The organism is Micromonospora marincola (assembly GCF_056150385.1).
This window is the reverse complement of the sequence record NZ_JAXCFT010000028.1, coordinates 15950-30054: the sequence shown is the minus strand read 5'-3', so window position 1 is coordinate 30054 and position 14105 is coordinate 15950. Positions and strand designations below refer to the sequence as shown.

The 14105-nt window shown below is 73.5% G+C and carries 9 protein-coding genes and 1 pseudogene; 2 read left to right on the top strand and 8 right to left on the bottom strand.

Going from position 1 to position 14105, the window contains the following annotated elements; genetic code table 11:
- Position 1 precedes the first annotated feature (1 nt).
- A complete protein-coding gene (gene glgX, locus SM450_RS29840) occupies positions 2–2122 on the bottom strand; it encodes a glycogen debranching protein GlgX (protein WP_474623118.1) in 2121 nt (706 codons plus the stop codon).
- Between the two features lie 293 nt (positions 2123–2415).
- Here glgX and SM450_RS29835 point away from each other — a divergent pair, with 293 nt between their 5' ends.
- A complete protein-coding gene (locus SM450_RS29835; RefSeq protein ID WP_474623117.1) occupies positions 2416–3753 on the top strand; it encodes a glycosyltransferase family 4 protein in 1338 nt (445 codons plus the stop codon).
- A 182-nt stretch (positions 3754–3935) separates the two neighbouring features.
- Here SM450_RS29835 and SM450_RS29830 read toward each other — a convergent pair whose 3' ends face one another.
- The 4 genes from SM450_RS29830 to SM450_RS29815 all read right to left on the bottom strand — a co-directional run bounded on the left by SM450_RS29830 (position 3936) and on the right by SM450_RS29815 (position 9019).
- Positions 3936–5219: a citrate synthase gene (locus SM450_RS29830; RefSeq protein ID WP_474623116.1), complete on the bottom strand. Its 1284-nt coding sequence runs from the start codon at positions 5217–5219 to the stop codon at positions 3936–3938.
- A gap of 195 nt (positions 5220–5414) precedes the next feature.
- Positions 5415–7457 (bottom strand): sulfatase-like hydrolase/transferase, encoded by a 2043-nt coding sequence (locus SM450_RS29825; RefSeq protein WP_474623115.1) that lies wholly within the window; start codon positions 7455–7457, stop codon positions 5415–5417.
- Positions 7450–8865 carry a methyltransferase domain-containing protein gene (locus SM450_RS29820; protein ID WP_474623114.1) on the bottom strand — a complete coding sequence of 472 codons (1416 nt, stop codon included), beginning with the start codon at positions 8863–8865 and terminating at the stop codon, positions 7450–7452. The genes SM450_RS29825 and SM450_RS29820 overlap by 8 nt, the downstream gene beginning before the upstream one ends.
- 4 nt (positions 8866–8869) lie before the next feature.
- Positions 8870–9019: a hypothetical protein gene (locus tag SM450_RS29815; RefSeq protein ID WP_343441732.1), complete on the bottom strand. Its 150-nt coding sequence runs from the start codon at positions 9017–9019 to the stop codon at positions 8870–8872.
- A 182-nt stretch (positions 9020–9201) separates the two neighbouring features.
- On the opposite strand from SM450_RS29815, the pseudogene SM450_RS29810 reads away from it, so the two are divergent.
- Positions 9202–9591, top strand: a pseudogene (locus tag SM450_RS29810) (VOC family protein); the annotation flags it as partial.
- 35 nt (positions 9592–9626) lie between these two features.
- On the opposite strand, the gene SM450_RS29805 reads toward SM450_RS29810, so the two are convergent.
- The 3 genes from SM450_RS29805 to SM450_RS29795 form a co-directional block, all read right to left on the bottom strand.
- The gene (locus tag SM450_RS29805) at positions 9627–10313 is read right to left on the bottom strand and encodes a helix-turn-helix domain-containing protein (RefSeq protein WP_474623113.1); all 687 of its coding nucleotides are present in this window, start codon (positions 10311–10313) and stop codon (positions 9627–9629) included.
- Between the two features lie 156 nt (positions 10314–10469).
- A complete protein-coding gene (locus SM450_RS29800) occupies positions 10470–11693 on the bottom strand; it encodes a bifunctional glycosyltransferase family 2/GtrA family protein (RefSeq protein ID WP_474623112.1) in 1224 nt (407 codons plus the stop codon).
- 3 nt (positions 11694–11696) lie between these two features.
- Positions 11697–14090 (bottom strand): mannosyltransferase YkcB-related protein, encoded by a 2394-nt coding sequence (locus SM450_RS29795; protein WP_474623111.1) that lies wholly within the window; start codon positions 14088–14090, stop codon positions 11697–11699.
- Between the last annotated feature and the right edge of the window lie 15 nt (positions 14091–14105).

The following is a 14105-nucleotide window of genomic DNA, read 5'->3' as shown; positions in this document are numbered from 1 at the left end:
GTCAGGGCGTCCTCTCCAGGACCAGCAGCGAACGGTCCGGTACGCAGACCGTGCCGGCCGCCTCCACCACTGTCGTCTTCTCCGGATCCGGTTCCGCGGTGCTGATCACCAGCTCCCACCCGGGGCCGAACTCCGCGCCGGGCAGCGTGAAGTCCAGCGGCGCGTCGTGCGCGTTGAACAGCAGCAGGAAGGAGCTGTCCCGGTGGCGCTGGCCGTACTGGCCGCGCTCCGGGATGCCGTCGCCGTTGACGAACAGGGCCACCGAGCGGCCGAAGTCGTTGCCCCAGTCCTCGCCTGTCATCTCCCGGCCGTCCGGGGTGTACCAGGCCAGGTCGGGCAGGCCGGAGTCGGCGGCCCGACCGCCGACCGGCAGCCCGGTGAAGAACCGGCGGCGGCGGAACACCTGGTGCCGGTTGCGGAAGTCGGTGAGCCGCCGCACGAACCCGAGCAGTTCGTCGTCGGCCCGTTCCCAGTCCACCCAGGCCAGCTCGCTGTCCTGGCAGTAGGCGTTGTTGTTGCCGCCCTGGGTGCGGCCCAGCTCGTCGCCGTGCCCGAGCATCGGCACGCCCTGGGACAGGATCAGGGTGGCCAGGAAGTTGCGCCGCTGCCGGGCCCGCAACGCCCGCACGCCCGGGTCGTCGGTGTCGCCCTCGACGCCGCAGTTCCAGGAGCGGTTGTGGCTCTCCCCGTCCCGGTTCTCCTCGCCGTTGGCCTCGTTGTGCTTGTCGTTGTACGACACGAGGTCGGCGAGCGTGAAGCCGTCGTGGCAGGTGACGAAGTTGATGCTGTGGAACGGGCGGCGACCGTCGTCCTGGTAGAGGTCGGCGGAGCCGGAGATGCGGGACGCGAACTCGGCGAGCGTGGCCGGCTCGCCGCGCCAGAAGTCGCGTACAGTGTCGCGGTACTTGCCGTTCCACTCGGTCCACTGCGGCGGGAAGTTGCCCACCTGGTAGCCGCCGGGCCCGATGTCCCACGGTTCGGCGATCAGCTTCACCCGGCCGACCACCGGGTCCTGCTGCACCACCTCGAAGAAGGTGGAGAGGCGGTCCACCTCGTAGAACTCGCGCGCGAGGGTGGCCGCCAGGTCGAACCGGAAGCCGTCGACGTGCATCTCGGTGACCCAGTATCGCAACGAGTCCATGATCAGTTGGAGCGAGTGCGGGCTGCGCACGTTGAGGCTGTTGCCGGTGCCGGTGTAGTCGACGAAGTACCGCCGGTCCTCCTCCGACAACCGGTAGTAGCTCGGGGTGTCGATGCCCTTGAAACTCAGCGACGGCCCGAGGTGGTTGCCCTCGGCGGTGTGGTTGTAGACCACGTCGAGGATGACCTCGATGCCGGCGGCGTGCAGCGCCTTGACCATGCCGCGGAACTCCTGCACCTGCTGACCGAGCCGGCCCAGCGCCGAGTAGCCGTGGTGCGGGGCGAAGAAGCCGATCGTGTTGTAGCCCCAGTAGTTGCGCAGTCCCAGGTCGACGAGGCGGTGGTCGTGCACGAACTCGTGCACCGGCATCAACTCGACCGCGGTCACCCCGAGCCGCTGGAAGTGCTCGATCATCACCGGCGAGGCGATCGCCGCGTACGTGCCGCGCATCTCCTCCGGGATGTCCGGGTGCCGCATGGTCAGCCCGCGCACGTGCGCCTCGTAGATCACCGAGTGGTGGTATGGCGTGCGCGGCGGCTTGTCGTTGCCCCAGTCGAAGTACGGGTTCACCACCACCGACTTCGGCATGTGCGGCGCCGAGTCGGCGGTGTTCATCAGGTCCGGGTCGCCGCCCACCTCGTAGTCGTAGACCGCCGGGTCCCAGGAGACCTCACCGTCGACCGCCTTCGCGTACGGGTCGAGCAGCAGCTTGTGCGGGTTGCACCGCAGCCCGTTGGCGGGATCCCACGGCCCGTGCACCCGGTAGCCGTAGCGCTGGCCGGGCTCGATGCCCGGAATGTAGGCGTGCCACACGTACGCGTCGACCTCACGCAGCTCGACCCGACGCTCGGTGCCGATGTCCCACTCGTCGAACAGGCACAGCTCGACCTTCTGCGCCACCTCGGAGAAGATCGCGAAGTTGGTGCCCATCCCGTCGTAGGTGGCGCCGAGGGGGTAACTCTCGCCCGGCCAGACCTGCATGTCGCTCCTTCGGGCCATGATCATGAGCGCACCGGACGGGCGGCCGGCACGCACGCCGATGATGCCCCGCCGTACCCGCCACCAATCCACCCGTTCGGACGGTAAACCGAAACGCCCCGGCTGTCGTCCGTCACGATCGTCGGATTCGAGATGCGCCCGCGCGCCCGATGCACTTTCCTGAAGCGCGGACCCGCGCCCGCGCGGGACCGCCCCCGGCCGTTCGGCCACCCTCACCGCTGTCCCCCGCCGTCACCGACGCCGGCGTGTCCCCCCATGCATGGACGGAGATCGAAGTGACCTCTCTGCGGGCCGGCGCGCAGACCGCCACCGCGACGGACCGGCGCCACCGGCCCACCCTCACCTCCCGCCCGACCGCGCCGCCGCACCCCGGCGTCGCGCCCCGGGCCCGGCGCATCCTGATGCTGTCGTGGGAGTACCCGCCGGTGCTGGTCGGTGGCCTCGGCCGCCACGTGCACGCGCTCTCCGTCGCCCTGGCCGCCGCCGGGCACGAGGTCACCGTCGTCACCAGGCACGCCGAGGGCGCACCCCTGGAGGAGTACGCCGACGGCGTCCGGATCGTCCGCGCCGCCGAGGATCCGGTGCGCTTCCCCCTCGCCACCGACTCCCTGCTCGCCTGGACCATGGCGTTCAACCACAGCCTCACCCGCGCCGCCCTGCGCGCCGCCCAGTCCGGCGCGTACGACGTGATCCACGCCCACGACTGGCTCGTCGCGCACACCGCGATGACGCTGCGCGAGCACCTGGACGTGCCGCTCGTCACCACCATCCACGCCACCGAGGCCGGGCGGCACCAGGGCTGGCTGCCGGCGGAGATGAACCGCACCATCCACGGCGTCGAGCACTGGCTGACCGGCGAGTCCGGCCGGGTGATCGTCTGCTCCGGCCACATGCGCGACGAGGTCGGCGCGTTGTTCGGCGTGGACCCGTCCCGGGTCGACGTGGTCCCCAACGGCGTGGACGCGCACCGCTGGCGGGCGCCCGCCTCGGCCGTCGCCGCCGCCCGGGCCCGCTTCGCCGCCGACGGCCCACTTGTCACCTTCGCCGGCCGGCTCGTCTACGAGAAGGGCGTGCAGCACCTGCTGGCCGCGCTGCCCCGGCTGCGGGACCGGCACCCCGGGCTGCGCGCCGTGATCGTCGGCGACGGCCCGTACCGGGCGGAGCTGGAGGCCGAGGTGCGCCGGCTCGGGCTGGGCGACACGGTGAGCATGCCCGGGTTCCTCGGCGGCACCGACCTGCCCGCGGTGATGGCCGCCTCGGACTGCTTCGCGGTGCCCAGCATCTACGAGCCGTTCGGCATGGTCGCACTGGAGGGCGCCGCCGCGGGCGCTCCGCTTGCGGTGTCGCGCACCGGCGGGCTGGCCGAGATCGTCGAGCCGGGCGTCACCGGGATGACGTTCGACCCGCAGGACCCGGATGCGCTCGGCGAGGCGGTGCACGCGGTGCTCGCCGACACCGACCGGGCCCGCGCGCTGGCCCGTCGCGCCCGCGCCGTGGTGCACGAGCGCTACGGCTGGTCGGCCATCGCGTCCCGCACGGCCGCCGCGTACGCCGCCGCGGACCCGACCCGCACCGCCACCCGCGCCAAACAGCGCATCGCCGGCCTGAGGTGAAAGGCGGGGGCCCCGCTTAACGCATTCGGTAGAGGCGGGGGCCCCGCTTAACGCCCCGTACCCCGGAGCACGGGAAAGGCCGCCGACCCCTGCACAGGGTCGGCGGCCTCACTCGTCGGCGGTGGTTAAGAAGGGGCCCCGCCTATACCGAATGCGTTAAGCGGGGCCCCCGCCTTACACCCTCAGCGGTTGGCGGCGGGGAGGTACTGCCGCTCGGGGGCTCCGGTGTAGAGCTGCCGCGGACGGCCGATCTTGGTCTCCGGGTCGTTGATCATCTCGCGCCACTGCGCGATCCAGCCGGGGAGCCGGCCCAGGGCGAACAGCACCGTGAACATCTTCGTCGGGAAGCCCATGGCCTTGTAGATCAGGCCGGTGTAGAAGTCCACGTTCGGGTAGAGCCGCCGGGAGACGAAGAAGTCGTCGTCGAGCGCGATCTCCTCCAACTGCATCGCGAGGTCCAGCAGCGGGTCCGGCTTGGCCATCCGGTCGAGCACGTCCTGGGCGGCCTTCTTCACGATCGCGGCGCGCGGGTCGTAGTTCTTGTAGACCCGGTGCCCGAAGCCCATCAGCTTCACGCCGTCCTGCTTGTCCTTCACCTTCTGCACGAAGGAGCGGACGTCGCCGCCGTCGGCCTGGATCTTCTGGAGCATCTCCAGCACGGCCTGGTTGGCGCCGCCGTGCAGCGGGCCGAACAGCGCGTTCACGCCGGCCGAGACCGAGGCGAACAGGTTGGCGTTGCTGGAGCCGACCAGCCGCACGGTCGAGGTGGAGCAGTTCTGCTCGTGGTCGGCGTGCAGGATGAACAGCATGTCCAGCGCCCGGGCGACCACCGGGTCGACCTCGTACTCCTCGGCCGGCACGCCGAACGTCATCCGCAGGAAGTTCTCGACGTAGCCGAGGGAGTTGTCCGGGTAGAGCAGCGGCTGGCCGATCGCCTTCTTGTAGGCGTACGAGGCGATGGTGGGCACCTTCGCCATCAGCCGCACCGTCGACATCTCCACGTGCTCGGAGTCGAACGGGTCCAGGCTGTCCTGGTAGAAGGTCGAGATGGCGCTGACGGCCGAGGAGAGCACGGCCATCGGGTGCGCCTCGCGGGGGAAACCGTCGAAGAAGCGGCGCATCTCCTCGTGCAGCAGCGAGTGCCGCCGGATCCGCTCACTGAACTCGGTGAGCTGCGTCTGGGTCGGCAGTTCGCCGTAGATCAGCAGGTAGGAGACCTCCAGGAAGGAGGACTTCTCGGCCAGTTGGTCGATCGGGTAGCCGCGGTACCGCAGGATCCCCGCGTCACCGTCGATGTAGGTGATCGCGGACGAGCAGGACGCGGTGTTGACGAAACCGGGGTCGTACGTGGTCATCCCGGTTTCCTTGAGCAGCTTGCTCACCCCGATGCCGGCGGGGCCTTCGACCGCGGACTGCACCGGCATCGACAACTGCCCACCGGGGTGGTCGAGCTTGACTTCCGTCATCTGTTCCTCGCTTCGCCGGCAAGATCTTCGTTGAATTGCCTTCGCTTCTACCGTAATCACGGTGCGGGGGACAACGCCCGGCGTGGTTTCGGGGTGAGGTATGCGTCACCTCATTCCCGACTTGCCGGGTCGGAAACCGGTGCGGGCCGGGTCGGAAACCGGTGTGGGCCGGGTCGGGAACCGGTGGGGACGCGGTCAGGAGAGCGTGAGCCGGCGCAGCGCGCCCCCGGCGTCGACCCGGTAGAGGTCGAGGCGGTTGGCGCCGGCGGCGAAGAGCCGGTCGTCGGGGAGGAACGCGGCGAACCGCCGCCCGCCGACGTCAGGTGGCACCACCGGCACCACCGCGCCGACCGTCCCGTTGACCGCGACCGCGAGCCGGGTGCCGTCCGGCACCGAGTCGGGCACGGTGCCCCAGACCAGCGCGGGCAGCCCGCGCGACGGGTCGACCGTGTCGAACGCGGCGCGGTTCGCCACGGTGGCGGATCCGCCGGCCGGCGCGGTCCCGACCCGCCTGCCGACAAGCGGGTCGGCGGGGGGCAGCGGCACCGGCGCGGGCACGCCGCCGGTGATCGTCACCGGCTGCCCGGGGCGGTCGTAGAAGCGTTTGTCGGCCCGCTGGCGCGGGGCGGCCTTGGCCGAGACGCCGTCCATCCGCCAGGGCACCCGGATGTGGGTCTCGTCGGCGATGGTGGGCAGCAGGTCGACGTGCTCCCAGTTGCGGTCGTCCACCCGGCCGGCGCGCTGGCCGGGCTCCTTGACGAACATCGGCACCCAGGCCACCTCGTTCGCGGCGTGGTCGATGGCGCCCATCCCGCGTCCCTGCCAGTCCCGGCGGAAGCTGACCCCGTGGTCGGCGGTGACCATCACCAGCGCCTGGTCGTAGAGGCCGGTGGCGCGCAGCGTGCGCAGCGTCTCGCCGATCAGCCGGTCGGTGTAGCCGAGTTGGGCCAGGTGCCGGGCCCGGGCCAGGTCGTCCCAGCCGGCGCCGTCGTTGGGCAGGTCCTCCGGCGCGTCGTAGTGCGCCCCCGACGGCAGGTACGCCCACGGCGAGTGCGGCATCAGCAGGTGCAGGAAGTGCAGCGTGGGCTGGTCGGCGGGGCGCAGCCCGGCGAGGAACGAGGTGAACCGGGCGGGCTGGTTGTCGTCGAGGGTGTCCCAGCGGAACTTCGGGTCGTCGGGCACGGGCTCGGCGGCGTCCAGCCCGGCCTCGGCGGCGGTCTGTTCCCGGTAGGAGTCCTCCGGGTCGACCCGGCTGTCCACCGGCGCGGCGAGTTGGCGCAGCAGGTTGCCGCTCTCCCGGGCCAGCACCCCGAATCCCTGTGGCGGGCTGGTCGGCTGCTCGCATCGGCTGGGCGGGCAGAGCCGGGTGATGCTCTCCTCGGCCTTGATCCGGTAGAGGCCGCCGAGCGCGGTGAACAGGTTGTCCGGGTACTGCGAGTAGTGCGGTGCCACGCCCCGTTCCGGGTACCGGCCGCTGAGCATCGCCGGCAGCGCGTATGGCGTCCAGCCACTGACCCCGGTGGCGTTGCGGTACCAGGTCGATCCGCCGGCCAGCGCGGCGAAGTTCGGATAGCGGGTGGCGTCGATCCGGCCGTCCGGGCCGAGCAGCGACACCAGCGGCAGTTCGTCCAGCACGATCATGACCACCGGCGGGTGGGCGCCCGCTCCGGCCACGCCGGCCGCGCCGCCGTCGCCCCTCGGGAGGACGACCGCGGAGGCCGGCGACGCGAACAGGAACAGCCCGACGAAGACCGCCGGGCCGACCGCGGCCACCCGCAGCACCCGGCGCAGCGTCCGCCACCGCCGGTGTGCGACAGTCGCGGCGGCGCCCGCGCCGCCGGCCACGAGCAGCAGCGGTACGCCCCGGAGCGGCGTGAGGTGCCGGCCGACCTGGACCGCGAGCGCGGCGAGCAGCAGTCCGACGAGCACGGTGTGCGCCGCGGTCCGGGTGGCCCGGCCGCCGAGCAGGGACAGCGCGCCGAGCGCCGCGACCGGAAGCGTGGGCGCCACCGCGATCAGGGCGACCAGGAGCAGCACGTCGGCCCGGGAGGCCCGGTGGAACAGGAAGAAGTCGGGGCTGCGGCCAAGGACGTCCAGCAGCGGCTGGGTGACCACCAGGCCGATAAGCGCCGCCACCTCCGCCAGCCGCGCCGCCTCGGCCCGCCAGGCGGCCCGCCGCCGGGGCGCGTCGGTGCCGGCCGGGCGCTCCCGTGGCGGTGCGAGGGTGTCCTCAGCCACCCACCACCACCTGGTAGAGGGTGCGGGTGCCGGACGGCAGCCCGGCGCGGGCCACCACCCGTCCGTGCCGGGCCAGCAGCGCCTCGAACACCTCCCGCCGGTAGTCCGGGAAGAGTCCGTCCGGCTTGTTGGCTAGCAGCCGGCGGGCCATCGGGTCGTCGGGGTGGACGAACTCCACCACCAGACTGCCGCCGGTCTCGGTGAGCGCGGCGAGGTGATCCAGCACCTCGGGCAGCGGCACGTTCCGGCCGATCGCCAGGTGGTGCGTCACGGCCAGGGCGAGCACCATGTCCGCGCGGGCCCGGTCGGCGAACGCGGCCCGTTCGACGCCGCGCCAGCCGCCGCCCGGCGACGGGTCGGCCAGGTCCATCACCAGCGGCAGGATCCGCTGCTCCCCCTCGTCGCGCAGGGCGCGGTAGAGGGTGTCGACCACGGCCGGGTCCTGCTCGACGGCGACCACGTGCGCGGCGTGCCGGGCGGCGATCCGGGCGTACCGGCCGTCGTTGGCGCCCAGGTCCAGGGCCGAGCCGGGCGCGGTGGCGGCCACCGCCCGGTCGACGAACGCCTCCTTGACCTGCCGGTCCGGCACCGAGTACGCGCAGGTGCGCTGGTAGTCCGACCAGTGGCTGTCGCCGGGCCGGTGGTCGAGCCGGCGGATCAGCCGGATCAGCCCGCGTACCGTGGCCAGGGCCAACTCCCGGGAGAACCCGGCGGCGCGCAACTGGGCGCGGACGTCGCTGGTGCTGGCGCGCGAGTTGCGGGCCTGCATGGCGCCGTGCAGGTGCACGTGGGTGGGCACACCGGCGCGCCAGCGGCGGGCCCCGGCGAAGAGCCGGCGCATCTGGTCCGGCTCGACGCCGTCGATCCGGGCCCGCAGGAACGGCTGGAAGTCCAGCCCGAGGTGGGCCTGGATGAGCAGCGGGTAGAGCAGGCTCTGGCAGAACTGCCGGTAGCCGGCCCAGGGCTCGCCGTCGCGGTGCGCCTCGAACGAGCCGACGTCGATGAAGACCGGTCGGGCGCCGCGCCACTGCACGTTGTAGGCCGACCCGTCCTTGGTGGTGAAGCCGGCGTCCAGGGCGGCGCCCAGCACGTCCAGGTGCAGCAGCGCCGCGTCGCGCAGCATCGCGTACGACCATTCGTAGGGGTGCGAGACGAACGGGATCCGGTCGTGTCGCAGCACCGCGGCCCAGGGCGTGTCGACCGGGGTCGGCGTCAGCTCCTCGGTGCCGACGACGTGGCCGGCGGCGGTGAGGTCGCGGTAGAAGTCGGTGGCGGAGAGCGCCCGCCACTCGCGGGCGGACCGCTCGTCGAGCCCGCGCAGCACGTCCGCGCCCCGGTGGAAGACCTGGTTGCCGGGGTCGCGGAACGAGCCGGGGTCGACGCGGACGCCGGTGTCGGGGACCGTCACGCCGTCAGCCCTGGTCGGTGGGCTGGCGACGGAACCGGGTCACCAGGCGCCGCCAGTAGAGCTTGGCGGCCACGGCCACTCCGGCCACCCCGCCGACCACCGCCTGCACGATGAGACTGCCGGATCCCGCGTCCAGGTAGGCCAGGTGCGTCACGGCTACTTTCCCTTCCCTCGCCGGTTCATCGCTGTGCGCCCGGTATGCGAGCTTCATTCCTCAAAGCCGGACTCATCCCCTACCGTACGCGGTCGACCGAATACGCGCGGGCACACCGGGCACACCTCGCCCGTCCGATCCGTTCAAGACGGCCGGCGCCGTGTGGACCTAACGTGGCGGGCATGACACCGCAGTTCGATCTCGTCGGGACGGTCGTCACCGACATGGCCCGCTCTCTCGACTTCTATCGCCGACTGGGGCTGCCGGTGCCGGCCGGCGCCGAGGCGGACCCGCACGTGGAGATCACCCTTCCCAACGGCGTCCGGCTGGCCTGGGACACCGTCGAGACGATCCGGAGTTTCCATCCCGGCTTCACCGCGCCCGCCGGCAGCCCCCGGATGAGCCTCGCGTTCCGCTGCGCCGACCCGGCCGAGGTGGACCGCTGGTACGCCGACCTGACCGCCGCCGGCCACCACGGGGAGTTGCCGCCGTGGGACGCCGTCTGGGGACAGCGGTACGCGGTCCTGCACGACCCGGACGGCAACGGCGTCGACCTGTTCGCGCCACTCCCCACCGACATGAGCCGGGGGCCGGGAGGCCGCACCTGTCAGTCGACGGGCGGGGCGAGCAGGTGGGTCGGCGGCACCCCGGCCAACTCCCGCACCTCGCGGGCGAGGTGGGCCTGGTCGGCGTACCCGGCCCGCGCGGCGACCTCGGCGAGCGGCACGCCGGCACGGGCCAGGTCCAGCGCGCGGCCCATCCGCAGGATCCGGGCGAGCGTCTTCGGGCCGTACCCGAAGAGGATCTGGCTGCGCCGGTGCAGGGCGCGCGGGCCGAGGCCGACCTCGGCGGCGGTCGCGGCGACCGTCGCCCCGGCGGCCAGCCGGGCGGCCACCCGGGCGCCGAGCGGGTCCGGCCCACCGGCGGCCCGCAGCCGCGCGCCCGCCACCTCCTCCAGGATCGCGGCACCGGCCGCCGACCAACCCGCCACGGTCAGCGCGGCAGCCGGAGCACTCGGGTCAGCCGCCGCCTCGTCGACCCGTTCGGCCAGGTCGGAGGCGGCGCGGCCCCACAGGTCGGCAAGCGGGACGCGGCGATCCCGCAACTCCTCGGCGGGCAGCCCGAACACGGCCGGCCCGACCCCCGGGGGCAGGCGCAACCCGATCCACCGCTCCCCCGGCACCGAACAGCCCACCTGCGCGGTGCGGTCCGGTCCCGCCACGAGCAACCCCACCCGGCTGGACCAGAGCAGGTCCAGGCAGCCGTCCGGCAGCACCCGCACCGCCCCGCCCACGGACGCGACGCTCGCCCATCGCACGGCCCGTCGGACCCCTGCCGCCTCCCGTTCCCGGTACACCCCACCCACCCTGCCACTCACCGTCGATCATGAGGTTGGCGGCACGACACGCCGTGGCGCATGCCGCAAACCTCATGATCGACAAATGCGGTGTCAGCGGCGGTGGTGCATGGCCAGGCGGAGCAGGAGGAAGCGCAGGGCGGTGGCGGTCAGGTTGGCCGTCACCAGAACGGCCAGTTCGGCGGCCCGGGGTGGGGTCGTGGTCGCGTGCAGGACGGCCAGGGCGCCGGAGGTCAGGGCCAGGCCGAGTGCGAACGCGAGCATCCCCTGGAGGTGGTGCCGCCCGGCGTGCCGGCGACCGGTGACGCCGAATGTGAGCCGCCGGTTGGCCGCCGTGTTCGCCACCGCGGTCAGCAGCAGCGCCAGCAGGTTCGCCGGTTGCGCCCCGAGCGGGCCGCGGGCCGCCACGAAGAGCAGGAGGTACGCGAGCGTGCTCGCCACCCCCACGGCGGCGAAGCGGGCGAGCTGACCGGGCAGCCCGACCGGCACCTGCGCCGGTGGCGCCGGAAGCGGCGCACGGCCGAGCTGGGAGCGCAGCCGGGCCAGCGGCAACGCGCCGGTGAGCAGCGCCCGGCCCAGCCGTCCGATGCCGCGCAGGTCGGCCAGGGCGGTGGCGACGATGTCGACCCGGCTGTCCGGGTCGTCCACCCAGTCGACCGGCACCTCATGGATCCGCAACCCGGCCCGCTGCGCCAGGACCAGCAGCTCGGTGTCGAAGAACCAGCCGGTGTCCTGGACCAGCGGCAGCAGCTCCGCCGCCACGTCGGCGCGGATCGCCTTGAAGCCGCACTGCGCGTCGGAGAAACGCGCCGCGAGCGCACCGCGCAGCAGCAGGTTGTAGCCCCGCGAGATCACCTCCCGCTTGGTGCCCCGGACCACCCGGCTGGCCCGCGCCAGCCGGGTGCCGATGGCCAGGTCGGAGTGGCCGGACAGGAGCGGGGCGACGAGCGGCAGCAGCGCGGCCAGATCGGTGGAGAGGTCCACGTCCAGGTACGCGAGCACCGGCGCGGGCGACGCGGACCAGGCCGCCCGCAGCGCCCGGCCGCGCCCCTTCTCCGCCAGGTGCAGCACCCCCACCTCGGGCAGCTCGGCGGCGAGCGCCTCGGCCACCGCCCGGGTGCCGTCGACGCTGGCGTTGTCGGCCACCGTGATCCGGAACGGGTACGGGAAGTGCGCGGTCAGGTGCGCGTGCAGCCGCCGCACGCAGGGGCCGAGGTCGACCTCCTCGTTGTAGACCGGGACCACCACATCCAGCACGGCGGTGGCGGCGGTGGGCCGGGCGTGCACCGCGGCCCGGGGCTCGGGCGTCCGGGTCATGGCTCAGCCCTCGCTGCTCAGGTCGTAGACGGTGGCCCCGTCGACGGTGGTCGCGGTGAAGTTCTCGGCCACCCAGGCGGCGATCTCGGCGGAGGCGCTGCTGCCGCCGTTGGCCCGGAACCCGCCACCCCCGATGAAGTAGTGGATCTTCCCGGCGGCTACGTACCGCTGGAACTGTTCGAGCGTCGGCGACGGGTCGCTGCCGTTGAAGCCGCCGATCGGCATCACCGGTTCGCCGGTGGCGAGCTGGTAGCCGGACGCGTTGTTGGAACCGACAGTGGCCGCCACCCAGGTGTAGTCCGTCGCGTCGGCCTTGAGCAGCGCCGTCATCTCGGCGCTCGGCTCGCGGGCGTCCAGCAGCCCACCCATGCCACCGCCGCGCGACAGGCGACCCCCGTCCTGACCCGCGCCGTCGCCGTCCTGACCCGCGCCGCCGGGGACACCCGGAGCCTGGCCGCCGCCCGGAAAGCCCGGAACCCCGCCGTTCTGACCGCCGCCGTCCTGGCCGCCGCCGTCCTGGCCGCCGCCGTCCTTGCCGCCGCCGTTCTGGCCGCCGCCGTTCTGACCGGCGGGGAAACCGGGGAACGCACCGTTGCCGCCGCCGGGGAACCGCGGAAACTCCCCGCCGCCCGCGTTCCGCCCACCGGGGAAGCCGCCCCGCCCGGCGGGACCGAAGCCGCCCGCCGCGAAGGGCCCCGCGCTGGGGATCGAACCGGTGTGCGGGGTAGCAGCGGTCTGCCACGCGTACGCCGCCGGCCCGGCCAGCGCCACTGCCACCCCTACCCCCGCAACCCCGGCGACCGCCCACCGCGTCCACCGCCGCCGCCCGGCGCGGCGCGGGGTGTGCAGGGAGTTCGCGTCGCCGTGCGACTCTCTTCCCGGCGCGAACTCCCTGGTCACCGGAAGGGGCCGAGGGGTGCGGAGGGTGCGGAGGGCTGGGGCGTCGAGAAGGGCCAGGAGGGCGGCGGTGGTGAGGGCGGTGGCCAGGACTGTGGGGCGCAGCCACGGGTGCCAGTCGGCGGTGCGGCCGAGCAGGCGCCACGACCACCAGGCGGTGATCGCGAGCGTGACCGCCAGGACCAGCGTGGCGGCGTATCCGCGCCACCTGCCGGACGCGGTCCGGGCCCGCCAGAGCAGGGTGACCCCGATGCCGACGAGCGCGCCGACCGCGGGCGCGAGGGCGACCGTGTAGTACGCGTGGAAGATGCCGGACATGAAGCTGAAGATCAGCCCGGTGACCAGCAGCCAGCCGCCCCAGAGCAGCAGGCCGGCCCGTTGCCGGTCGGTACGCGCCGCCCGCCCGGCCAGCCACAGGCCGGCCACCAGCAGGATCAGCGCGGCCGGCAGCAGCCAGGAGATCTGCCCGCCGACCTCGGTGTCGAACATCCGCAGCGGGCCGGCCTGCCCGGAGAACGGTCCCCCGCCTCCGCCGCCCGGCCGGCCGCCCCCGCCGACGCTGCCCACCTCGTCACCGGTGATCCGGCCCAGGCCGTTGTAGCCGAGCGTCAGCTCCAGGATGCTGTTGTGCTGCGAGCCGCCGATGTACGGGCGGGCGCTCGCCGGCACCAGCTCCACGATCGCCACCCACCAGCCGGCGGAGACCAGCACGCCCAGACCGGCCAGCAGCAACTGGCGGATCCGTCGTCCGAGGCCGGTCGGCGCGGCCAGCAGGTAGACCCCGGCGAGGACCGGGATCACCAGGAACGCCTGGAGCATCTTGGTGAGGAAGCCGAAGCCGACAAGCACGCCGGCCAGCGCGATCCACCTGGTGCTCGCCGTCTCGACCGCGCGGACCGTCGCGTACGCGGCGGCCACCAGCAGGAACACCAGCAGCGCGTCGGGGTTGTTGAACCGGAACATCAGCGTCGCCACCGGGGTGAGCGCGAGGATCGCACCGGCGAGCAGTCCGGCGGCCGGGCCGTACCAGCGGCGCACCGAGGCGTACAGCACGCCCACCGACGCGACGCCGAGCAGCGCCTGCGGCACCAGGATCGACCAGGCGCTCAGCCCGAAGACGCGCACCGACAGGGCCATCAGCCAGAGCGACGCCGGCGTCTTGTCCACGGTGATCGAGTTGGCCGCGTCCGAGGAGCCGTAGAGGAACGCCGTCCAGCTCTCCGAACCGGCCTGCGCGGCGGCGGAGTAGAACGCGTTGCCCCACCCCGAGGCGCCCAGGCCCCACAGGTAGAGCAGCCCGGTGCCCACCAGCAGGGCGAGCAGGGCCGGGCGGGCCCAGCGCGGGTCACGGCCGGGCGGTCCGGCCGGCGGGTCCGCCGCGGTCGGCGTCGGCTGGGGTACGGGGTGGGCCGCCGGATCGGTCGCGGGCGGACCGGTCTCGGGGGCGGTCGCGGGCGGGCCGCCCGGGCCACCGGTCAGCAGGCTCTCGGTTCTGTCCATGCCGGCAAGCTTCGG

What these genes read in the sequence shown, in the direction of transcription:
- SM450_RS29830 (WP_474623116.1), bottom strand. Translation starts at nt 5,219, where the DNA reads ATGACGGAAGTCAAGCTCGACCACCCCGGTGGGCAGTTGTCGATGCCG.
- SM450_RS29795 (WP_474623111.1), bottom strand. Translation starts at nt 14,090, where the DNA reads ATGGACAGAACCGAGAGCCTGCTGACCGGTGGCCCGGGCGGCCCGCCC.
- SM450_RS29800 (WP_474623112.1), bottom strand. Translation starts at nt 11,693, where the DNA reads ATGACCCGGACGCCCGAGCCCCGGGCCGCGGTGCACGCCCGGCCCACC.
- glgX (WP_474623118.1), bottom strand. Translation starts at nt 2,122, where the DNA reads ATGCAGGTCTGGCCGGGCGAGAGTTACCCCCTCGGCGCCACCTACGAC.